Genomic DNA, 21,095 nt, shown 5'->3' with positions numbered 1-21,095 from the left:
CGTGGGATCATCCGCCTGTGGAGCCACGACGACACGGCATCCAGGTGGTTAGCCGAGACCCGGACGATGCTGGATCCGCACGATGAGCTCCCCGCCGCCCTTGGGGGTCACCGTCACGGCCACGGCGTCGACCCGCCGTTCTCTGCCGGTTTCGCCCTGCTCCCGCGCCCAGGCGGCGAGAAGGAGGTGGAGTCGTCGCAGCTTGGAGGCTGTGATCGCCTCGAGCGGATGGCCGAACCCGGAGCCCGACCGCGTCTTGACCTCAACCGCCACGATGCGGTGGCCGATCAGGGCCACCAGATCGAGCTCGCCACCCACCCCGTGCCGACTGGGTGCAGCCCGCCAGTTGCTGGCCAGGATCCGGGCTCCGCGCCGCTCGAGATACTCGGCGGCCAGCCTCTCCCCGGCCTCACCCAGAACTTGACGCGGGTTCGGCCGCCCGGCCGCTGGGCTGCGCTGGCTGATGTTCACGGCGGATCCTCAGGGCCGGGGAACTGATGGTTCGCCTCAGCATGGCCCGCTCAGTGTCCGGAGACGCCGGCGGGCAGTCTCTTGTGGACAGTCACCGGCCCGCCAGGCCCAGGTTCCAGGAGCGCCGGTGGAGGTCGGTCGCGCCCCGTTCGAGGATGGCCGCCCGATGCGCGGCGGACCCGTATCCTTTGTTGCCCGCCCACCCGTAGGCCGGATGGCGATCGTGCAGGCCGGTCATCAGAGCGTCCCTGTCGACCTTGGCTACGACCGATGCGGCGGCGATCGATGCGCACCGCAGGTCTCCCTTCACCACCGTCCGCACGGGGCCGTCCCACGGCGCGAGAACTTCCTCGGCGTCCTCGTCGGCAACGGACGACGGCAGCGAACCGGCGTCCGCCGTGCCGGCCGCCGCATCGTCCGGGAACAGCCCCGCGGGAGGCGGGGTGAGCCAGTCGTGCACCCCGTCCAGCAGCACCAGATCGGGCCGCAGCTCCCGGGGCAGCGCCGCCAGCGCTCTGCTGCCGGCCAGGCGCAGCGCGGCGACGATGCCGAAGGCGTCGATCTCCGCCGGCGAGGCGGTGCCGGTGCGCACCTCCAGCGCCCAGGACTCCACCTCGGGGACCAGGGTCACGCGCTCGGACGGGCGGAGGAGCTTGGAGTCCCGCAGCGTAACCGGCACGACGCCGACGGCACGGTCGACGACCGCGACCCCGACCGTCACCGGGCCGGCCAGGGCGCCCCTGCCGACCTCGTCCATCCCGGCGATCCGGGTGATGCCGCCGGAGAACAGTTCGTGTTCGAGCTCGAGCGTCGGTGCGGGTTTCACCGCCCTCACCGCTCGTCCTCGGCGGCCGGGGCGTCGGGTACACGGTCGAAGACCGCGCTCTGGTCCTGCAGCAGCCCCATGCGGTCGAAGGGCCAGACGACCGCGAAGGCGGTGCCCACGACGTCGTCGCGGCTGATGTAGGCGTGATCCGAATGAGGAAGGTAGTAACGGGAATCCCCGGATGACGACCGCCGGTCCCCCAGGACCAGGTAGTGGTCATCGGGCACGATCACGTCGAAGGCGATATCGGAGGGGTCCTCGTCGGCGGCCAGGTAGGCCCCCGTCTCATCCAGCGGGACCTCGTTGACCAGGACCCGCCCCCGGGAGTCGCAGCAGGTCACCCGGTCCCCTCCGACGCCGATGATCCGCTTGATCACATTGTTGTCCGAGTCGTCGACCGTGACCCCGAGGAAGGCCAGGCCGTCGCTGATCCACTCCCCCACGCTTTGCGGTTCGTCAGGGGGCGGCAGCCAGCCCCTGCTGTCGTTGAAGACGATGACGTCCCCGCGGGAGTTCTCCTGCAGCGTGGTCTCCAGGACGTTGACGAAGACCCGGTCACCCGTCTGGAACGTGGGTTCCATGGCATTGGAGGGGATCGCGAAACCGCGCACCAGCACGTGCTTGGCCACGAAGGCGATCAGCAGGGCCCAGACGACCACCACCGCGAGCTCCCGGAGCACGGTGACGAACCGGCCGCGGTCCCGCGGGGGCGGGCTGGAATCCCTCGCGCGGCGTCCGGACCGGCGGCGGTACATCGGGACGCCATCGTTGCGGGTCGCCGGCGCCTCCCCCAGGTCCTCCCACCGATCGGCCACCCACGTGCCCCGGCCCGTGGCACTCCGGGAGCCCTCCGCCTCGTCGGGGAACCCGGCGGGGTCCCCGACGGCGTCGTCGAGGCCGTTCTGGTCTCTGGAGGCGGGCGCCCCGGACCAGCCGGACCCGTCTCGATGCCGGGCGCGCCCCCAGCCGAAGTCGCCGGGGTCGAAACGCCCCTGGGTCATTGCCCGCTCCCGGACGCTTCCTCTACCCGTGCGAACGTGTCCTCCTGGCTGGACAGCCCCGTCCAGCGGTCCATGGGCCAGACGACGGCCATCGCGGTACCGACGACGTCCTCATCGCTGATGAACGCCGACCCGTCCTCGATGTGGTACCGCGAGTCCCCGGATGCGGAGCGGTGGTCGCCCATCATGAAGTAGTGCCCCTCGGGGACCGTGACCTCGAACGGGATCTGTGACGGGTCGTCGCCCTCGTAGAGGTAGGGCTCGTCGAGGGGGACGTCGTTGACGGTCACCCGGCCGTCGGCATCGCAGCAGGAGACCGTGTCCCCGCCGACGCCGATGACCCGCTTGATCACGTACTGGGTGGTGGTGTCGGGGGCCAGGCCCACGAACTCGAGGCCCTGGCGGACCGGATTGGTGCCGCTGTTGAGGTCGGGCATCCAGCCCTGCGTGTCCTCGAAGACCGCGATGTCGCCGCGGTCGAGATCTCCGTACCAGGAGTGGGCGACGTTCACGCCGATCTTGTCGTCGAGCTGCAGGGTGTTCTCCATGGAACCCGACGGGATGAAGAAGATCCGGAAGATGAAGGTCTTCACGAGGAAGGAGATCACCAGGACCACGACGACGGTGATCAGGATCTCCTTCAGGAACCCGCCGGAGGACTGCTCTTTGGCCTGACCCGGTTCCTGGTCCGGTGCCTTCCCGGCCTGGTCGTTGCCGGGCCGAGGCTCGGGGGTCTCACCTGGGGAAGCGGCGGAGTTCTCGCTCACGGAGAGGTCCTTCCGGGATGTCGGATCGGGTTCGGGGATCTTGCGCCGGGTCACTGCACCGGCGGCAAGGGTGCTACTGCGGGTCGGAACGACCGACCGGCCACAGCACGGTGACCGGTTCGCCTATCACTCTATCCGCCCGGACCAGCCCCCCGCCCGGTGCGCCGAGCAGTGAGCGCGAATCCACGGAGACCGACCGGTGATCTCCCAGGAGCCACAGGCGGCCTTCGGGGACGACGACGTCGAAGTCCACCTCGCTGGCGCTGTCGCCCGGGTAGAGATAGGGCTCGTCCAGTGGCTCTCCGTTGACCACGAGGTCACCGTCCTCGCAGCACGAGACCCTGTCGCCGGGAACCCCGACGACCCGCTTGACGAAGGTGTCCTCGGTGGGGCGGATCCCCAGCCAGACACCGAGCTGCTGGGCCGCCCGGGTGATCGGCGGGTCGTCGTCGAGCGGGGCGAAGGACCCGCGCCCGTCGAAGACCACGAGCTGACCTCGGTCGAGCTCACCGGTGTCGACCAGCTTCGTCACCAGGATCCGGTCCCCCGGCTCCACGGTGGGCTGCATGGACTCGGAGCCCACGTAGTACACGTCCACCACCCAGGCGCGGACGCCGATGACCACGACGAGGGCGAGGACCACGGAGAGCGCCACCAGACGCCAGCCGTGGGTCCAGCGCGTCCAGAGGCCCGGCTGCGCCGCGTCTTCATGGGCCGCACCGCCGCGGGAAGACGCCGAGAACCCGGCCGCAGAGGCTTCTGCGGCCGGGTTCTCGTTCGTGGTGCGCTCAGGCACGGTGCGCATGATCGCGGCCGACGTCGCCCGTCAGGCCCGTACGGATCACTTGCCCTGGCTGCCGCGCTTCTCGCGGATACGGGCGGCCTTGCCGTGACGGTCGCGCATGTAGTAGAGCTTGGCGCGGCGGACGTCGCCGCGGCTCACGACCTCGATCTTATCGATGATCGGGGAGTGCACGGGGAAGGTGCGCTCGACGCCGACGCCGAAGGAGACCTTGCGGACGGTGAAGGTCTCGCGGACGCCGGAGCCCTGGCGGCCGACCACGAAGCCCTTGAAGACCTGCACGCGGGAGCGGTTGCCCTCGACGATGTTCACGTGGACGTTGAGGGTGTCGCCCGGCCAGAACTCGGGAATGTCGTCGCGCAGCGACTTGGCATCGACCTGGTCGAGAATGTTCGTCATCTGGTTTCTCCTGGTGAACGCCGCAGGCCGTCCACGTGGGTCACGCGGCACGCCGGACGACAGCCGCCCGGGTTCGCCCCGGCCGGTAGTGGGTGGGTGCCGCAAAGTCAGTCACCCGCGGGTCCCTTCGGGACCCCACGGGGTGTGTGCTGTGTGGTCGCTCTTCCCCCTGCGGCGAGGGCGTGCCCAGCACACACGCAGCGACCCATTATGCCACAACGGCGACGGCGTCGGTACTCATCCGGCGGTCAGGTCGACGTGCCATGGGCCACGCCCGGCGGGACGGCGTCAGGGTCCACGATCGCCGTGGACGCCATGGCGCCGCCGCTCATGTCTGCGGCCGGTCACCGTCGCGGCGGAGGAAGGCATCGTCGACGATGCGCCAGCCCTCCGCCTCGAGCGCGGCCCGGTCGCGGGCGTCGAGGTCGGCGGGTTGCAGCCGCTCGATCAGGTCCGGGCGGCGGCTCGAGGTCCGCCGCAGCTGCTCATCCCTGCGCCACCTGGCGATCTTCCCGTGATGTCCGCTCAGCAGGACCTCGGGGATCCCGCGCTCCCGCCAGCTCGCGGGTTTGGTGTAGACGGGGTATTCGAGCAGCCCGTCCGAGTGCGACTCCTCGACCAGGGACTGCGGGTTGCCGATCACCCCGGGGATCAGGCGCCCGATGGCCTCGACCATGGCCAGGACGGCCACCTCTCCCCCGTTCAGGACGTAGTCGCCCAGGGACATGGGGCGGACCTCGAAGGACTCGCGGGCCCACTCGAGCACCCGCTCGTCGATCCCCTCGTAGCGTCCGCAGGCGAAGACCAGGTGGTCCCGCTCCGCCAGCTCCCGGGCGGTCTCCTGGGTGAAGACCTCGCCCGCCGGTGACGGCACGATCAGCACGGGCCGCTGGCTCCGGGCCGGCCCCCCGGGCTGATCGCCCCGGCTCCCCGGCGTCGAGTCCCGGATCTGCTCCAGGGCCTGGGCCCAGGGCTCCGGCTTCATCACCATGCCGGCCCCGCCGCCGTACGGGGTGTCGTCCACGGTACGGTGCCGGTCGGCGGTGAAGTCCCGGAGATCCGTGACGGACATCTCCAGGAGCCCGTCGCGGCGGGCCTTCCCGATCAGGGACAGGTCGAGGGCTGCCAGGTACTCCGGGAAGATGCTGACGACGTCCAGGCGCATCAGCGGTCGCCTTCCCCGGGGTCCCCGGCTTCGTCCAGGCCCAGCTCCAGCAGGCCCGGCGGCGGGGTGAGCAGCACCCAGCGCGTCTCCTCGTCGATCTCCGCCACGATCTCCTGCACGAACGGCACGTCCACCTCTCGTCCGTCACCGTCGAGCGTCACCTCGAGCAGGTCCTGATGAGGCATCGTGCGCAGGCCGCTGATCACGCCGATCCGGCGCATCGGATGCCCGTCGCCGAATCCGGCCGGGTTCTCGTCCGTTTCGGAATGGTCCCCCTCGATAACGAGCACCTCCATGTCCAGGAGCTCGTGCTCGTACCAGGCGTCGTCGTCCTCCGCGCCGGAGTCGCCCTCCGCGAACAGCTGGCTCCCGCGCAGCGCCTCCGCGGTGTTCCGGTCCGGCACCTGGGCGAAGCCGACCACCAGGATCTGCTTGTTCCAGCGTGCCCGGGTCACCTCGAGCACGCCGCCGGGGACCGCCGCTCGTCCCGTCTCGGATGCGGCCTCCACGGACAGCAGGGCGCCGGGGGAGAAACGGAGCTCGGGGTCGTCCGTGAACAGCTGGACGGTCAGTTCCCCCCGGATCCCGTGGGGTTTGCCAATGCGTGCGACCTTGACCTTCATCTCGTGCTGCGTGCTCCTTGAGCTGGTTCGCGGACGGTCGTGTCCATGCTTCGTCATAACCGGCCGTGGTGGTGACCCGGCCGCGTGTGAGCGTGGCCCCCGCACCCGTGGTGGGTGCGGGGGCCACGAAGACCTCGCGGGTGCAAGGCCGATCGGCTCGCGTCAGCGCCGGCGGTCGGTGTCGATCACGTCGACCCGGACCGGCCCCTCATCGGCCAGTGCGGACACCACGGTGCGCAGCGACTTCGCCGTGCGCCCCTGGCGACCGATCACACGGCCCAGATCGTCCGGGTGGACGCGGACCTCCAGGGTCTCACCCCGGCGGCCGCTCTTGACCCGGACGTCGACGTCGTCGGGATTGTCGACGATGCCGCGGACCAGATGTTCCAGCGCGTCAGCGAGCATGATCACTCAGCTTTCTCGGACTCCGCGGAGGCATCCTCCGCGACGGCCTCTTCCGAAGGCTCGGCAGCGGCTGCCTCGGCCTTGGGGGTGATCGCCTCGGGAACGATGACCGAACCCTTGTCCGGGGCCACGAACTCGGCCTTGGCCTCGGGATCCTTGTAGGAGCCCTCGGCGCCTGCCTCACCCTTGAACTTCTGCCAGTCACCGGTGATCTTCAGGATGGCGGTCACAGCCTCGGAGGGCTGAGCACCGACACCGAGCCAGTACTGCACGCGATCCGAGACCACGCTCATGTAGGACGGGTTCTCGGTCGGGTGGTAAATACCGACCTCCTCGATCACACGGCCATCGCGCTTCTTGCGGGAATCGACGATGACGACGCGGTAACGGGGATCGCGCATCTTGCCCATGCGCTTCAGACGAATCTTGACTGCCACTGGTGCAATCTCTCCTGGTTCTTGAATGTGTCGGGAGCACCCGTCACGCTCCCGTGGGGCGGGCCGTTCCTGGTGTCCCTGTGGACACGAAATACGTGCGGAGAGAGGGTCCGCACGCATCGAGTACCCGGCCATTCTGCCAGAGATGTCCATCTCTCGCATGGACCGGGTACCCGACGTGCGTCACATCGCGCGACTGCGCGGTGTCACTGCTCGAGCTTCAGCGCCTGACGCCAGGACAGGGAGCGGCCGCCCTGGAACACCGCGCGCTGGTAGACCTTCTCCCCCAGGCGCACCATGAACCAGCCGAACGCCAGGCACACGGCCAGCGCCACGAACGGCTCCCACATCTGCGCCTGGCCCTCGAGCATGCGCACCGGCATGGCGATCGAGGAGATGATCGGGACGTAGGAGGCCACCGCCAGCCAGGGACCCTGAGCCAGGATGCCCGCGAACATCCCGGCCACCAGGATCATGGTGATCGCGGTGGTGTTCGATTGGAGGTCCTCGCTGCGGGAGGCGAGGGAGCCCAGGACCGCCCAGATCGTCGCCTGGGCCGCGAAGCCGAAGACGAAGAACACGATGAACCAGCCGGCCGCCTCGAGAGCCCATCCGAACTCCCCCGTCACCCCGGCGATGTTGGCGGTCAGCAGGCCAGCTCCGGCGTACAGGGCGATCTGCGCGAACGCCAGAATGCAGTTGCCCAGGATCTTGCCGTAGAGCAGCTGCCGGATGGGGATCGCCGTCGCCAGGATCTCCACCACCCGGTTCTGCTTCTCCTCCAGGACCGAGTTGGCGATGGCCATGCCGAAGATCACCGCGGACATGTAGAACAGCATCGCGAAGACGAACCGCATGATGTAGGTGGCGAACCCTCGGTCGTTGCCTCCGGATAGGTACTCGATCTCGAACTGCGCACCTTCCCTGAGCTGCTCCGGGGTGATCCCCGCGGCCTGGGCGTTGGCGGCCATGGTGTATTCGTTCACGGCTGCCGTCAGCGTGTTGTCGAGTGCGCCGTCCAGCTGGCTGTCGGCGAGGATCACCCATCGGCCGTCCTCCTGGTAGATGGCGGCGTCGGCCTCCTCGTCGGCCACCAGCTGCCGGGCCTCGTCCCGGGTGACCTGCTCCGCCGTCATCTCGTCGTCGCCCGACAGCATGGCGCCGGCGGTCTGGACCAGCTGCGTGCCGGCGTCGCTGTCCGTGGCGATCGAGAAGTCCTGCGTGCGGTTGGCCATGAAGGCGTTGAACAGGACCATGCCGACGATCACCACGAGGGTGAACAGGGTCGAGAAGATGAAGGCCTTGTCCCGGACCTTGACCAGGATCTCCCTGGTCAGCACGATCAGCCAGGGGTGGGAGACGTGCCGGTCGATCGGTGGGGCGCTCGTGGCCCCGGGACGCGGATCACCGGCGTCCTGACGTGTCTCTGGGCTCAGCGTGCTCATCGGGTCACCTCGCGGTAGATCTCGGAAAGGGTCGGTGCCAGGTCGGTGAATTCCAGGAGGCCGTGGTCGACGGCCCGCTGCAGGAGCCCCTGACGGGCCTCGTCGTCGTCCAGGGACAGGGTGGCCTCCGTGCCCTCCAGGTCCTCGACCGTGACTCCCGGGACGGCTCGCACCCAGCCGACGTCCTGGCTGCATCGCAGGCGGTGGCGCTTGGGCCGTGAGGCGCGCAACTCATCAGCGGTGCCGGCAGCGAGCACTTTGCCGTGGTCCAGGATGACCATGGAGTCGCACAGGCGGTTGACCAGGTCCAGCTGGTGGGAGGAGAAGAGCACCGGGACGCCGCGGTCCATGTGCTCGCGCAACAGGTCCACCATGGAGTCGACGGCCACCGGGTCCAGCCCGGAGAACGGCTCGTCCAGGATCAGGGCGTTGGGCTGGTGCAGCAGCGCCGCGGCGATCTGGACGCGCTGCTGGTTCCCGAGGGAGAGGGTCTCGAGCTTGTCCTTGGTGCGGTCGCCCAGCGCGAACCGCTCCAGCAGCCGGTTCGCCTCGGCCAGCGCATCCGCCCGGTTCATCCCCCGCAGCTGGCCCAGGTAGCCCAGCTGGTCGAGGATGGTCTGCTTGGGGTACAGCCCGCGTTCTTCGGGCATGTAGCCGAAGGCGGCCCGGTCGGCGTCCTTGATCGGCTCCCCGTTCCAGAGCACCTCGCCGGCCGTGATCCGCAGGACCCCCATCATCATGCGCATGGTGGTGGTCTTGCCGGCTCCGTTGGCCCCGATGAACCCGGTCATCCTCCCCGGCTCGACGGTGAAGGACACCTGGTCCACCGCCGTCTTGTCACCGAAGGTACGGGTCAGGTCGCGGACCTCCAGCCGATGCCCCGTTGCGGTGGGCGTGTACGTTCTCGACGTGCGCTGCCAGGCCGGGGCGGCATGCGCCGGGCGCTGCGGGGCATCCGTTCCTGGGGGCGTTCCTTGGGGCGACGTAGTCACCTGGTCCTCCTGCGTGCTCTGCCGGTGTGGTGCCTCCAAGCCTAGGAACGCAGGCGGGCGAGGGGATCAGCCTGGAGGCTGAAGCCCGGGTACCGCCCGGGGCCCTGGAGGACCGTCCTCTCCGCCGCAGGGCTGATAACCGGTCGCGAGGCGGATCATGCGGTGCGTCCGGCTCCGCCCGGTTCTCCCGGCCCGGTCAGCCCCGTCCGGTAGGCGAAGACCACCGCCTGGACCCTGTCCCGGCTGCCCGTCTTGGCGAGCACGTTCGACACATGGGTCTTGATCGTCGCCGCGCCCAGCACGAGCCTGTCCGCGATCTCGGCATTCGACATGCCCTCGGCGATCAGGCCCAGGACCTCCGCTTCCCGCTCCGTCAGGGAGTCCACGATCCGCTGCTGCTCCGGGGTCCGGACCGGCTCCGGCTCCCGCGGCTCCGGGAGGGGTCGCGTGCTCGCTTCCGACCGCGGCGACGTGCCCGGCCTCGGCGGCTCCCCCGGTTTCGGCTGCACCTGGGCGCCGCCGGCCGCCGTGAGCTCCCGGATCACCTTGAGGGTGGCCTCGGGGGCCAGCAGGGCGTTGCCCCGGGCCACCGCGTGCACGGCGTCGATCAGGTCGTCCGGGTCCGCGTTCTTGAGCAGGAAACCGCTGGCACCGGCCCGGAGCGCGGCGAAGAGGTAGTCGTCGCGATCGAAGGTGGTCAGGATGATCACCTTCGTCCCGCCCGCTGCCACGATCTGCCGCGTGGCCTCGATGCCGTCCATGACGGGCATCTGGACGTCCATCAGGACCACGTCCACGTCGCCGTCGGCGACCTGCCGCACGGCCTCCTGGCCGTTGACGGCCTGGCCGACCACGTCGATGTCCTCGGCCACGGAGAGCACCATGGCGAATCCGGAGCGCACCAGGGCATGGTCATCGGCCAGCAGTACGGAGATCATGGTTCACGATCCTTCCACGCCGGAGGCCCCGGGAACATGCTGCCGGGCGGCCGGGACGGCCGTGTCCTCCGCCGCCCCCGGGGCGTCCCCGTAGTCCAGGAGCGGGAACCTCGAGCGGACCCGCCACCCGGGCCCCGGTGTGCGCGGCCCGGTCTCGCAGGTCCCCCCGTGCAGCTGCGCGCGTTCCTTCAGCCCGATGAGCCCGAAGCCCGTGCCCGAGGTGTCTTCGCGGGGGCGGCCTCGGTCGAGCACCTCCAGCTCCAGGATCTTGAACGCGTGCTCGTCCACCGTGCGCAGGACCACGGAGACATCGCGGCCGGTCGAATGGCGCAGCACGTTGGCCAGCGACTCCTGGACGCAGCGGTAGACGGACAGGCCGAGGGCCGGGGGCAGGCGGGCGAGGTCGACGTCGTCGTCCACGGCCAGGCCGAGGGTCACCGACAGCCCGCGGTCCGCGTAGTCCTGGACCAGGCGCTGCAGATCGCCCACGCCGTCGGTGCCGAAGGCCGAGGGCTCCTGCCCCTCCTCGCGCAGCACGCCCAGCAGCTGCCGGGTCTCCGTCACCGCCTGCCGGCTGGACTCCTCCACGGTGCGCAGGGCCTCCTCCGCCAGGCCGGTGTCACGAGTCAGGATCTTCCGGGCGGCGCCCGCCTGCACGCCGATCGCCGAGACGTGGTGGGCGACCACGTCATGCAGTTCCCGCGCGATCCTCAGCCGCTCCTCGATCACGGCTCGCCGGGCCAGCTGCTGCGACTGGCTCGCGATGGTGTCCGCCTGCTCCTGGATCTGGTCCTGGCGCAGGGCGCTGCGCCAGGAGGCGCGGCCCGCGAAAACGGCTCCTCCGAAGAAGGCGAGGTGGACCAGGATGGAGTACACCGCGTAGGCGGTCACGGCGTCGAAGGGGCCCGTCCCGTTGCCCAGCTGCTCGACGTATTCGCTGTAGCTCGACGAGATCGTCAGATCGATCACCAGCCACGTGCCGATCACCAGGGCGAGCATGACGACGACGATCGCCGCCACCTCGCGCGAGCGGCTCCAGGCCACCGCGGCGTAGACCGACGCGAAGTAGGCGACCTGGGTCGATAGCTGGGCGATCGCCATCATGTTGATGTACGCGCTGCCGATGAAAGCCACCGTGGTGAAGATCAGGACCACGACGGGATGCTTGCGCCGCCAGGTCAGCGGAATGGTCACGGCTCCGACGATGGCGTACCCCCACCACCGCTGCGCGCCGTCGGTCACCCCGGCGTAGCTCTCGGTGAGCGCCAGGCTGAGAAGGCCCACCAGGGTGAGCACGACGGCCCCCAGCGCGTCCCGCCGGTACCCGGCGGCGTTCGGCGCGGGCCGTGTCCAGTCAGGGGCCGAGGCATCGCCCAGCGCGACGGCCAGGCCGCCTTCGGGCAGCCATCGGCGACGGCGAGCGGTCCCGGCGTCCCCCGGGGACGCCAGCTCCGCCGCAGCGGAGTCCTGAAGGAATTCGGCCTTGTTACTCACCCTGGCCACGTTAGCGGGTGCGTCCATCGACCGGATCCGTCCGGCGGCGGAGATCCAGCGGCGGAGATCCGGTGATCACACCGGCCCTGTACCCGTTCCTGCCTCCGGCGGGGTGCTACCGGCGCTTGCGCCGGACGGCCCTGCCCTCGGCCTTCCGGGCCGGTGGCTGCCCGGGCTTGGAGGCCGGATCCGGTGCGGGCTTCGGCGCGGACCGGCGGCGGACCGCCGAGTACCACGCGGTCATCCCCACCGCGTCGGCGAAGGCGACGGCCGACAGCGCCCCGAGGGCCGGGGCGATCTGACCGCCGCGTCGGGCCAGGGCGGCCAGGCCGGTTCCGGCGGCCACCTCCAGCCCGGCAACCGCCAGGAGAATCTCGGGACGGCGCAGCAGCGCACGGCGCACCGCCGGGGCGACCCCGTCCGCGGTCGGCGACTCGGTCAGCGCCCGCAGTACGGCCTCCGGGACGGAGGTGGGGTCGACCCGCATGACCCCCTCGATCTCGTCGAGGGACTTGGAGCCCTCGACGATCTTGGCGGCCAGCGCCGGCAGGCCCAGAAGCTCGAGGACCGATTCCAGCACCAGCGGGGTGGAGGCACCGCTCACGTAGTTGGCCAGGCGCTTGGCGTCCACGGGATCGAGATCGAACACGGATGCCACCGACTCGACCTGCACCTCGCTGGTGCGGGTCGCGCAGATCCCCAGCACCTCACGGGTCAGCTGGGCGGCGGCGGAGGCGTTGTCCGCGGCCGAGACCGATTGCCACTGGGGCCCCCAGGACAGCCCGCACACGGCGTCCACGCTGCTCAGGTGGGTGTAGCCAGCGGGGTCAGCGTCGCCCAGCAGCACCTCCAGCGAACGCGCGGCCCCGTCGGAGGACAGCGCCACGCCCGCTTCCCGCAGCCCGGTGCGCAGCGCCCACCAGCCGCGTTCGTCGTCGGTCACGATGATCGACCAGCCGTTCCGTGAGACCGCGTGGAAGCCGACCTTGGCGGTGGCCGCCAGCAGGGGCAGGTCGGGGGCGTCCAGGTCCACCACCAGGGCACGACGCAGATGGGGGTGGACCGGTTCCAGTTGCTGGCCGGTCATCCGGTGCACGGTGGCCGCGAGCTCCTCGACCGCGTCTCCGGGGACCACGCTGCCGTCGGCCGCCACGGCGGCCGTCCAGCCGTCGTCGTCGACCAGGACGGCGACCTGCAGGTACGAGGGGCCCTCCGCGCACGCGGCGACGGCACGGTGATGGTCCAGGACGCTGCGGATGCCGCGGGCCGTGGGAACCAGCTCGGCCGCCTCCGTCGAAGCGGGGTCGCCCGGTAGCGAGTATGGCTGCACACCGTCGATCCGGACGGCCAGGGGCAAGAGGGACCAGCCGGCCAGTTCGTGCTGCCCGGTGTGCTGCGGGAACGATCCGCCCGGCGCATCACCCGGCTCCCGGGAACGATCCGGACCGTCGAGCGGGCCACGAGATGACGTCGTCATGCGTGCCATCGTACTCGCGGGAGGCGTGCGGGACCTGCAGGCAAGCTCACCGCGCTAGTGGAGGGGGCCGACTTCGGCGGTGGTCCCGTCCGCGATGCACTCGATGGCGGCGCGGATGCGGTCGGCGACACGGCCGGGCAGGTAGTCGCCGAGATCCTGCGGCGCCACCCAGGCGTAGCCGAGCAGCTCCTCTTCCTGAACGGTGATGGTCGTATCGGAGGGGATCTGCCCGCCGTCGTAGAGGAAGGAGACGGAGTCGCCCCAGATCCCCTGGCTGATGCCGTGCGCCACCAGCAGGAGGCGTCCCGCGGGCAGCTGCAGGCCGACTTCCTCGAGGACCTCGCGAAAACACCCCGTGCGGGGGTCCTCGCCGGCCTCCGTGGTCCCCCCGGGGAGGGTCCAGCCGTCCTTGTAGTTCGGCTCGACCAGCAGGACGCGTCCGTTCTCGTCCCGGATGATCGCGGCCGAGGCCAGCCGGCGCGTGGGCAGCGAGCCGATGAAGGCGCGCAACTGGTCCTCGGGCAAGTGTGAACTCATGGCGAGGTGGTGGCCTTCCGTCGATACCGTGGCTGGCTGCGCCGAGGGCTACTTGAGGAACTTCTCGAAGCCCTGGGGCAGGTTCTTCAGGTCCTGCTTCTGCTTCTGCTCCTGCGGCTGGCCGAACGCGGATCCGCTGGGCGCCTTCTGCTTGCTGGACGCCGCGGCGTTCTCCTGGGCGCGTTTGGCCGGATTGCCCGAACGGGAGCCGCCCTTCTTCTTGCCCTTGGCGTTCTTGCCCTTGGCCTTGTTCCCGGACGCACCCGGCATACCGGGCATCCCGCCCATACCTGGCATGCCGGCGGCGCCTCCGGCACCCATGCCGGGCATACCGCCGCCACCCATTCCGGGCATGCCGGGAATGCCCTTCCCCTGGGCCATCTTCTTCATCATCTTCTGGGCCTGGGCGAACCGCTCCATGAGCTGGTTGACCTCGGAGACGGTGGCCCCGGAACCGCGGGCGATTCGCGCGCGACGCGAGCCGTTGAGGATCTTGGGAGCGGCACGCTCATGGGGCGTCATCGAACGGACGATGGCCTCGATCCGGCCGATGGAGGACTCGTCGAACGCCTCGATCTGCTCGCGCATCCCCGCCATGCCGGGCATCATGCCCAGCAGCTTCTTCATCGAGCCCATCTTCTTGAGCTGCTGCATCTGGACCAGGAAGTCGTCGAAGGTGAAGTCCTCCTGATCGGCGAACTTCTGGGCCATCTTCTGCGCTTCCGCGCGGTCCCAGTTCTGCTCCGCCTGCTCGATCAGGGTCAGGACATCGCCCATATCCAGGATCCGCGATGCCATGCGGTCCGGGTGGAACTGCTCGAAGTCCTTCACGCCCTCGCCCGTGGAGGCGAACATGATGGGCTTGCCGGTCACCGAGGCGACCGAGAGGGCCGCGCCACCGCGGGCGTCGCCGTCGAGCTTGGAGAGCACCACGCCCGTGAAGTCCACGCCCTCGTTGAACGCCTGGGCGGTTTGGACCGCGTCCTGGCCGATCATGGCATCGATGACGAACAGGACCTCCTGCGGGTCCACGGCGTCGCGGATGTCACGGGCCTGGGCCATGAGCGCCTGGTCCACGCCCAGGCGGCCGGCGGTGTCCACGATCACGACGTCGAACAGCTTGGCCCGTGCCTGGGCCACGCCGTCACGGGCGACCTGGACGGGATCGCCGGTGGGGTCGTCGAACTCGGACGTGGTGCCGGGGTGCGGGGCCCACACGGGGACGCCCGCGCGCTCACCCACCACCTGGAGCTGGGTCACGGCGTTGGGGCGCTGCAGGTCGGAGGCCACCAGCAGGGGGCGGTGCCCCTGGGACTTGAGCCAGTAGCCGAGCTTGCCGGCCAGGGTGGTCTTGCCCGCGCCCTGCAGGCCGGCGAGCATGATGACCGTGGGCCCGGTCTTGGCCATGCGGATCCGCCGGGTCTCGCCTCCCAGGATCTCCTGGAGCTGGCTGTTGACGATCTTGACGATCTGCTGGGCGGGGTTGAGGGCCTCGTTGACCTCGGCCCCCAGGGCGCGTTCCTTGACGGAGGCGGTGAACTCACGGACCACGGGGACGGCGACGTCCGCGTCGAGCAGCGCCCGGCGGATCTCGCGCACCGTGGCGTCAACATCGGCCTCGCTGAGCTTGCCTTTGCCCCGCAGGTTCTTGAACGTGGCTGTCAGGCGATCGGAGAGGGAGTTGAACACGGGTTCCTCGCTGTGCGGTACATGGCGGAGTCGACGGCGGCGGCCGTCGCCCTGGACGACGGGCCCGGTGCCGGGTACTGAGTCAGTGCACCAGGGTAACAATCTTGGCGGCGGGCGAGGTGGTCGCAACCGCCGGGCGGGGACAGTTCCGTCAGAAGCGGACAAACGGACGGGACGCAACGGGCCGGCCGGGTCCGTCCGTCGGACCCGGGAAGATCAGGCCGAGAGGCGGTCTTCCCCGGATCCCTGGACGACCGGCAAGGAGCGGGTCGGAGGGTAGGTGGCGCGCTTTCCCGGCTGGGCCTTGATCTCGCCGGTGTTGAGCGGCGTCACCGTGGCCACGTAGCTCTGCTGGCCCTCGGCGTCCACCCCGCTGGGCTGCGCGACGACGACCTTGCGGACCGCCGGGAATACGAACCGGTCCATGGCCCACCAGCGGAAGATCATGGCGATCGCCGTGCCGATGACGGGCCCCGCGACGAAGTCGGCGGTCTCCTGCACGAGCAGGCTGTAGGCCGGGGTCTCCAGCCCGATGACGTACCGGGAGATGTAGACCGGTGCGCTGTTGAGCAGGATGCCGATGCCGCATACCAGCGCGAACAGGACCATCTCCACCGACGAGCGGTGCTTGCCCTGCTCGGAGAAGGTCCACTTCTTGTTCAGCAGGTAGGAGGCGAAACTCGCGATCGTGGTCGCCGCGATCATCGATGTGGTGGGGTTGCCGCTCAGGATCGTCCACTTGAAGGCGAAGTTCAGCAGGACGGTGAGGACGAAGCACGTACCGCCGACTGCCAGGAAGCGCATCTGCCGACCGTATTTCTCACGCAATGCTGCCGCTCGTCCCGCTGATTGAGTCACGTTCTTGGGCCACCTCTCCGCCGCGCGCGGAATTTCCACGCATAACGTCCCAGTTTAGGGAAAAGAAAGCCGTCTGACCGAGAGATTTCTGTGATTTCCGCGACGACGGCGGTGCGGCCGGGGCTCAGGGCCCCGGCCGCACCGCCGTCGTCATGCGTCCTCCAGGAGCGTCATCCCGCCTCGGGAGGGGGCTCCGGCGCAGGAGGGCGATCCGCCGGACCGGTCAGATCGCGGTGTCGTCGCGCTCACCGGTGCGCACGCGGACCACTTCCGTGACGTCGACGACCCAGACCTTGCCGTCCCCGGCGCGGCCGGTATTGGCGGAGGAGACCAGGACCCCGACGACGCTCTGCGCCTCGGCGTCCTCGATCAGGATCTCGATACGGGTCTTCTCCAGGAGGTCGACGGTGTACTCGGCGCCTCGATAGACCTCGGTGTGGCCGCGCTGCTGGCCGTAGCCGTGGACGTTCTGGACGGTCATCCCCTGGATGCCGTATTCCTCCAGGGCGGTCTTGATCTGCGGGAACTTCTCGGGTCGCACGATCGCGGTGACAAGCTTCATATAACAGCCTTTCGGTTTCGGTGCCCGTCGTCGGGCGTGAGCTGGGCCCCTCCGAGGAGGCGGCGTGCCGTTGGAGCGGGCTGGGCGGGCGCGGTCCGGCCGCGGCCCGCCCAGGCGCTCAGTGGACCGGGACGGTCACCGGCGGGTGTCGCCTGCCGTTTCGGCGGCTGCTCCGGGGCGGATGCTGGCGCCCGTGGTGGTACGGGGGAGGAAGGAACCCGAGGCGTCGCCGGCCAGGTTGTACCCGGACTCGGCGTGGGTGGTGACGTCCACGCCCTGGATCTCCTCCTCCTCGGTGATGCGGAACCCTACCGTCTTGTCGATGGCCACGGCGATGACCGTGGTGACCACGGCGCAGTAGACCACGGAGACGACGACGGCCAGCAGCTGGGTGCCCAGCAGGCCGAACCCGCCGCCGTAGAACAGGCCCGCGGTGCCCTCGGAGGGAAGCGCGATGAAGCCCAGAGCGACGGTGCCGACCAGGCCGGAGACCAGGTGCACGCCGATGACGTCGAGCGAGTCGTCCATCTTCAGTCGGTACTTCAGGCCCACGGCGACTGCCGAGCAGATGCCGGAGACGAAGCCCAGGACCATGGCCCAGACCGGGGAGACGTTGGCGCACGCCGGGGTGATGGCGACCAGGCCGGCGATCACGCCGGAGGCCCCGCCCAGGGAGGTCGCGTGACCGTCGCGGATCCGCTCGGTCAGCAGCCAGCCCAGCATGGCGGTGGACGGTGCGGCCATGGTGTTGACCAGGATCAGGCCCGCCTGCTCCGGGGAGTCAGCGGCGCCCACGTTGAAACCGAACCAGCCGAACCACAGGATGGCCGCGCCCAGCATGACCAGCGGCAGGTTGTGAGGACGTTGGTTCGGGTCCTTGCCGAAGCCCTTGCGGGCGCCCACGATCACGATCAGGATCAGCGCCGCCACACCGGCGTTGATGTGCACCACCAGGCCGCCGGCGAAGTCGATCGCCTCGCCCACGCGGGAGCCGATGGCGCCGTCCTCGGTCAGGAGACCGCCGCCCCACACCATGAAGGCCAGGGGCGCGTAGACCAGGGTGGCCCAGAGCGGGACGAAGAGCGCCCAGGCGCCGAACTTCGCGCGGTCGGCGATGGCACCCGAGATCAGGGCCACGGTGATGATGGCGAAGGTGGCGCCGAAGGCGGCCCCCAGCAGGTCACCGGTGCCGATCAGGTTGTTCAGCCCGAAGGCGGAGGTGGGGTCGGCCAGGAGCCCGCCCAAGATCGGGTCGCCGCCCGACATCGAGTAGCCCCAGAGGATCCACACGACGGTGACCAGTCCGATCGCGATGAAGCTCATGAGCATCATGTTCAGGACGGCCTTGGCGCGGGTCATGCCGCCGTAGAACAACGCCAGCCCTGGAGTCATGAAAAGGACCAAGGCCGAGGCAACCACGGTCCAGACGTCTGCAGCCGTCAGAGTGATCTCGTCCATGCTGCCTCCCTTCATACCGGTCCGGCCGGAGCCAGGACCACGGATATCGTTTCCCTGGCATTGAAGAAGGCTGATGTTTCGGATGCGCGCGCTTCATGTTACATCCGTGTTTCCGGCGGCGGTCCGCCGTGAAATCCACATGTCGGCCCTAGTGGGCGTCTCCGCCCGGGGCCGACCGGCTCAGTCGAGCAGGGCGTCGACGAACTGCTCGGCGTCGAAAGGCGCCAGGTCGTCGGGCCCCTCCCCCAGGCCGATGAGCTTCACCGGGACGCCCAGCGCCCGCTGGATCGCCACCACGATCCCGCCCTTGGCGGTTCCGTCGAGCTTGGTGAGCACGATGCCCGTGACGTCGACCGCCTCAGAGAACACCTTGGCCTGGACCATGCCGTTCTGGCCCGTGGTCGCGTCGATGACCAGCAGGACCTCGTCCACCTCGGCGGCCTTGGAGACCACGCGCTTGATCTTGCCCAGCTGGTCCATCAGCCCGGCCTTGTTCTGCAGGCGCCCGGCGGTGTCCAGCAGCACGACGTCGGATTCGCCCTCGATACCGGCCTGCACCGCGTCGAAGGCCACGGAGGCGGGGTCGGCGCCCTCGTTCTCCGAACGCACCGTCACCACGCCCACGCGGTTGCCCCACGTCTGCAGCTGGTCGGCGGCGGCTGCACGGAAGGTGTCGGCGGCGCCCAGGACGACGTCCTTGTCCTCGGCCACCAGGACCCGGGCGAGCTTGCCGACCGTGGTGGTCTTGCCGACGCCGTTGACGCCCACCACCAGGACGACGGCCGGGGCGATCTCCTTGCGATCGACCGCCAGCGACCGGTCCATGGCGGGATCCACGAGCTTGAGGAGCTCCTCGCGCAGCATGGCCTTGACCCGTGCCGGGTCCGAGGTGCCCTCCACCTTGACCCGTTGCTGCAGGGCCTCGACCAGGTCCATGGACGCCTCCGAGCCGAGGTCCGCCAGCAGCAGGGTCTCCTCGATCTCGTCCCAGACGTCCTGGTCGATCCGGTCGCGGGACAGCAGGGCCAGCAGCCCGCGGCCGAAGACGCTGCTGGACTTCGCGAGACGTCCGCGCAGCCGTGCCATGCGGGTGTTGACGGACTCGGGCCGTTCGATGCGCGGCCCTTCGTCGACCGCTGTCCCCGCATCCGTACCGGAACCGGTCCCGCTCCCAGCGCCCGGCTCGCCGTCGCCGCTGCCACCTGGTATCGGGTCGTCCGCGTCCCGGGTGCTCTCATAACCACCCGGAGGTGCCTTGGGCCCGCGCAGCAGCACGAAGCCCAGCAACGCCAGGATGACGACGGCGACAATGACGTACACATACACGGGTATCTGGTCCACGGTCTTATTGCATCACGGGCAGCCGTGCCCGAGCACATCGGCCCACGGCGAATCCGGGCGCCGTGACCGCTGATCGCTCCTAGACTGCTCGCGTGTCCCCCGCTCTCCCTCGCCGCCAAGGCAAGAAGCCCAGACCGCCCAGACGGCCGGTGCCCTCCGAAGTCCGGATGCTGATCGCCGCCGCCTTCGCGATCGCCATCGGATTCGGCATCGTGGTGCCCGTGCTGCCCCAGTACGCGGCGAGCTTCAACGTGGGCGTGGCCGCGGCCTCGGCCGTGATCTCCGCGTTCGCCTTCTGCCGTCTGGTCTTCGCCCCCGCGGGCGGGCGCATCCTGGACAGGATCGGCGAGCGCCGCACCTATCTGACCGGCCTGGTGATCGTGGCCGCCTCCTCGTTCGCCACGGCCTTCGCCACGAGCTACTGGCAGCTCCTGCTCTTCCGCGGCCTGGGCGGCATCGGGTCCACCATGTTCACCGTCTCGGCCATGGGACTCATCGTCCGGCTCTCCCCGGTCACCGAGCGCGGCCGGATCTCGGGGCTGTACGGCTCGACGTTCCTGATCGGCGGCATCCTGGGGCCGGTGATCGGCGGACTCCTGGCGGGGATCGGCCTGCGCGCCCCCTTCATCATCTACGGCGTGGCCATCCTGATCGCGGCCGCCGTCGTATATCTGAGGATCTCCCCCGACGCCCTCGGGGACAAGGCCTCCCGCTCGGCGCAGCCGCGCATGGAGTTCCGGCAGGCCTGGGAGTTCGGCGCCTACCGGGCGGCGCTGGTCTCGGGATTCGCCAACGGATGGACCTCGTACGGGATCCGCGTGGCCCTGGTGCCGCTGCTGGCCTCGGCCGTGTTCGGGGCGGGGCCCGTGCTGTCCGGGATCGCGCTGACGATCTACGCGGCCGGCTCCGCCGTGGCGCTCACCTTCACGGGGCGCCTGGCCGACCAGATGGGCCGGAAGCCACTCGTGATCACGGGGCTGCTCGTGGCCGGGACGATGACGATCGTGATCGGCCTGACCGACAACGTCTACGTCTTCGCGGTCGCCTCCTTCGTGGCAGGGATCGGCTCCGGGACGCTCAATCCCGGGCAACAGGCGGCGGTGGCCGACGTGGTCGGGCCGCACCGTTCAGGTGGCCAGGTGCTCTCGAGGTTCCAGATGTCCATGGACGCGGGCCAGATCGTCGGGCCCATCCTGGCAGGAGCCCTGGTGGATGCCACCGGCTTCGGCTGGGCCTTCGGGCTCTCGGGCCTCCTGCTCATCCTGGCCGCGCTGGCGTGGGTCCCCGTGCTGGAGACGACCAAGCGCGACGATCTCGACGCCGTCCCCACCGGTTCCGTGGACCAGGTGCCTCCGGACGAGCGGAACGAGTCGCGCTGATCGGGCTCGCCCGGACCGGCAGGTGCACC

At 69.9% G+C, this 21,095-nt stretch carries 22 protein-coding genes; 1 reads left to right on the top strand and 21 read right to left on the bottom strand.

The features are described from left to right. Positions 1 to 48: 48 nt before the first annotated feature. From FCK90_RS01675 to ftsY, 21 genes are all read right to left on the bottom strand, one after another. Positions 49 to 471, bottom strand: coding sequence for a YraN family protein (locus FCK90_RS01675; RefSeq protein WP_158032537.1), 423 nt, complete (start codon positions 469 to 471; stop codon positions 49 to 51). Between the two features lie 91 nt (positions 472 to 562). Next, the gene (locus FCK90_RS01670; protein ID WP_246179890.1) at positions 563 to 1,297 is read right to left on the bottom strand and encodes a ribonuclease HII; all 735 of its coding nucleotides are present in this window, start codon (positions 1,295 to 1,297) and stop codon (positions 563 to 565) included. Positions 1,298 to 1,302: 5 nt separating this feature from the next. Next, a complete protein-coding gene (gene lepB / locus FCK90_RS01665) occupies positions 1,303 to 2,298 on the bottom strand; it encodes a signal peptidase I (RefSeq protein WP_158032536.1) in 996 nt (331 codons plus the stop codon). Beyond that, entirely contained in the window at positions 2,295 to 3,065 is a 771-nt protein-coding gene (gene lepB / locus FCK90_RS01660; protein WP_158032535.1) for a signal peptidase I, read from the bottom strand. Before lepB (FCK90_RS01660) ends, lepB (FCK90_RS01665) begins: the two co-directional genes overlap by 4 nt. Positions 3,066 to 3,138: 73 nt before the next feature. After that, positions 3,139 to 3,861, bottom strand: coding sequence for a signal peptidase I (gene lepB / locus FCK90_RS01655; RefSeq protein WP_246179889.1), 723 nt, complete (start codon positions 3,859 to 3,861; stop codon positions 3,139 to 3,141). A 45-nt stretch (positions 3,862 to 3,906) separates the two neighbouring features. Next, complete coding sequence (gene rplS, locus FCK90_RS01650; protein ID WP_158032533.1) at positions 3,907 to 4,266, bottom strand: 50S ribosomal protein L19; 360 nt, start codon at positions 4,264 to 4,266, stop codon at positions 3,907 to 3,909. A gap of 328 nt (positions 4,267 to 4,594) precedes the next feature. Next, on the bottom strand, positions 4,595 to 5,431 hold the full coding sequence (gene trmD / locus FCK90_RS01645; protein WP_158032532.1) for a tRNA (guanosine(37)-N1)-methyltransferase TrmD: 837 nt from the start codon (positions 5,429 to 5,431) through the stop codon (positions 4,595 to 4,597). Then, positions 5,431 to 6,054, bottom strand: a complete 624-nt coding sequence (gene rimM / locus FCK90_RS01640; RefSeq protein WP_158032531.1) for a ribosome maturation factor RimM — start codon at positions 6,052 to 6,054, stop codon at positions 5,431 to 5,433. Before rimM ends, trmD begins: the two co-directional genes overlap by 1 nt. A gap of 162 nt (positions 6,055 to 6,216) precedes the next feature. Next, entirely contained in the window at positions 6,217 to 6,459 is a 243-nt protein-coding gene (locus FCK90_RS01635; RefSeq protein ID WP_158032530.1) for an RNA-binding protein, read from the bottom strand. Positions 6,460 to 6,461: 2 nt separating this feature from the next. Continuing rightward, positions 6,462 to 6,896 carry a 30S ribosomal protein S16 gene (rpsP, locus tag FCK90_RS01630; RefSeq protein ID WP_158032529.1) on the bottom strand — a complete coding sequence of 145 codons (435 nt, stop codon included), beginning with the start codon at positions 6,894 to 6,896 and terminating at the stop codon, positions 6,462 to 6,464. A 206-nt stretch (positions 6,897 to 7,102) separates the two neighbouring features. Next, entirely contained in the window at positions 7,103 to 8,341 is a 1,239-nt protein-coding gene (locus FCK90_RS01625; protein ID WP_158032528.1) for an ABC transporter permease, read from the bottom strand. After that, complete coding sequence (locus tag FCK90_RS01620) at positions 8,338 to 9,213, bottom strand: ABC transporter ATP-binding protein (RefSeq protein ID WP_158032583.1); 876 nt, start codon at positions 9,211 to 9,213, stop codon at positions 8,338 to 8,340. Before FCK90_RS01620 ends, FCK90_RS01625 begins: the two co-directional genes overlap by 4 nt. Before the next feature lie 275 nt (positions 9,214 to 9,488). Further along, the gene (locus FCK90_RS01615) at positions 9,489 to 10,271 is read right to left on the bottom strand and encodes a response regulator transcription factor (protein WP_158032527.1); all 783 of its coding nucleotides are present in this window, start codon (positions 10,269 to 10,271) and stop codon (positions 9,489 to 9,491) included. Positions 10,272 to 10,274: 3 nt separating this feature from the next. After that, positions 10,275 to 11,792, bottom strand: coding sequence for a sensor histidine kinase (locus tag FCK90_RS01610; protein WP_158032526.1), 1,518 nt, complete (start codon positions 11,790 to 11,792; stop codon positions 10,275 to 10,277). An 88-nt stretch (positions 11,793 to 11,880) separates the two neighbouring features. Further along, the gene (locus FCK90_RS15340; RefSeq protein ID WP_181954152.1) at positions 11,881 to 13,242 is read right to left on the bottom strand and encodes a hypothetical protein; all 1,362 of its coding nucleotides are present in this window, start codon (positions 13,240 to 13,242) and stop codon (positions 11,881 to 11,883) included. Positions 13,243 to 13,296: 54 nt separating this feature from the next. Continuing rightward, entirely contained in the window at positions 13,297 to 13,779 is a 483-nt protein-coding gene (locus FCK90_RS01600) for an NUDIX domain-containing protein (protein WP_158032525.1), read from the bottom strand. 48 nt (positions 13,780 to 13,827) lie between these two features. Next, the gene (ffh, locus tag FCK90_RS01595; protein ID WP_158032524.1) at positions 13,828 to 15,468 is read right to left on the bottom strand and encodes a signal recognition particle protein; all 1,641 of its coding nucleotides are present in this window, start codon (positions 15,466 to 15,468) and stop codon (positions 13,828 to 13,830) included. Between the two features lie 216 nt (positions 15,469 to 15,684). Further along, a complete protein-coding gene (locus tag FCK90_RS01590; RefSeq protein WP_158032523.1) occupies positions 15,685 to 16,272 on the bottom strand; it encodes a GtrA family protein in 588 nt (195 codons plus the stop codon). A gap of 277 nt (positions 16,273 to 16,549) precedes the next feature. After that, a complete protein-coding gene (locus FCK90_RS01585) occupies positions 16,550 to 16,888 on the bottom strand; it encodes a P-II family nitrogen regulator (RefSeq protein ID WP_158032522.1) in 339 nt (112 codons plus the stop codon). Positions 16,889 to 17,023: 135 nt separating this feature from the next. Beyond that, a complete protein-coding gene (locus FCK90_RS01580; protein ID WP_158032582.1) occupies positions 17,024 to 18,337 on the bottom strand; it encodes an ammonium transporter in 1,314 nt (437 codons plus the stop codon). A 189-nt stretch (positions 18,338 to 18,526) separates the two neighbouring features. Further along, positions 18,527 to 19,687: a signal recognition particle-docking protein FtsY gene (gene ftsY, locus FCK90_RS01575; protein ID WP_181954151.1), complete on the bottom strand. Its 1,161-nt coding sequence runs from the start codon at positions 19,685 to 19,687 to the stop codon at positions 18,527 to 18,529. Positions 19,688 to 19,854: 167 nt separating this feature from the next. On the opposite strand from ftsY, the gene FCK90_RS01570 reads away from it, so the two are divergent. After that, on the top strand, positions 19,855 to 21,066 hold the full coding sequence (locus FCK90_RS01570) for an MFS transporter (RefSeq protein WP_158032580.1): 1,212 nt from the start codon (positions 19,855 to 19,857) through the stop codon (positions 21,064 to 21,066). The last annotated feature ends 29 nt before the right edge of the window (positions 21,067 to 21,095 follow it).

Source organism: Kocuria coralli (assembly GCF_008831305.1).
GTDB classification, from domain to species: Bacteria; Actinomycetota; Actinomycetes; order Actinomycetales; family Micrococcaceae; genus Kocuria; species Kocuria coralli.
The sequence above is the reverse complement of the archived record's forward strand: the minus strand, read 5'-3'. Positions and strand labels throughout refer to the sequence as shown.

What these genes read in the sequence shown, in the direction of transcription:
- lepB (WP_158032536.1), bottom strand. Translation starts at nt 2,298, where the DNA reads ATGACCCAGGGGCGTTTCGACCCCGGCGACTTCGGCTGGGGGCGCGCC.
- rplS (WP_158032533.1), bottom strand. Translation starts at nt 4,266, where the DNA reads ATGACGAACATTCTCGACCAGGTCGATGCCAAGTCGCTGCGCGACGAC.
- trmD (WP_158032532.1), bottom strand. Translation starts at nt 5,431, where the DNA reads ATGCGCCTGGACGTCGTCAGCATCTTCCCGGAGTACCTGGCAGCCCTC.
- rimM (WP_158032531.1), bottom strand. Translation starts at nt 6,054, where the DNA reads ATGAAGGTCAAGGTCGCACGCATTGGCAAACCCCACGGGATCCGGGGG.
- FCK90_RS01635 (WP_158032530.1), bottom strand. Translation starts at nt 6,459, where the DNA reads ATGCTCGCTGACGCGCTGGAACATCTGGTCCGCGGCATCGTCGACAAT.
- FCK90_RS01625 (WP_158032528.1), bottom strand. Translation starts at nt 8,341, where the DNA reads ATGAGCACGCTGAGCCCAGAGACACGTCAGGACGCCGGTGATCCGCGT.
- FCK90_RS01615 (WP_158032527.1), bottom strand. Translation starts at nt 10,271, where the DNA reads ATGATCTCCGTACTGCTGGCCGATGACCATGCCCTGGTGCGCTCCGGA.
- FCK90_RS01610 (WP_158032526.1), bottom strand. Translation starts at nt 11,792, where the DNA reads ATGGACGCACCCGCTAACGTGGCCAGGGTGAGTAACAAGGCCGAATTC.
- FCK90_RS15340 (WP_181954152.1), bottom strand. Translation starts at nt 13,242, where the DNA reads ATGACGACGTCATCTCGTGGCCCGCTCGACGGTCCGGATCGTTCCCGG.
- FCK90_RS01600 (WP_158032525.1), bottom strand. Translation starts at nt 13,779, where the DNA reads ATGAGTTCACACTTGCCCGAGGACCAGTTGCGCGCCTTCATCGGCTCG.
- FCK90_RS01590 (WP_158032523.1), bottom strand. Translation starts at nt 16,272, where the DNA reads ATGCGCTTCCTGGCAGTCGGCGGTACGTGCTTCGTCCTCACCGTCCTG.
- FCK90_RS01585 (WP_158032522.1), bottom strand. Translation starts at nt 16,888, where the DNA reads ATGAAGCTTGTCACCGCGATCGTGCGACCCGAGAAGTTCCCGCAGATC.
- FCK90_RS01570 (WP_158032580.1), top strand. Translation starts at nt 19,855, where the DNA reads ATGCTGATCGCCGCCGCCTTCGCGATCGCCATCGGATTCGGCATCGTG.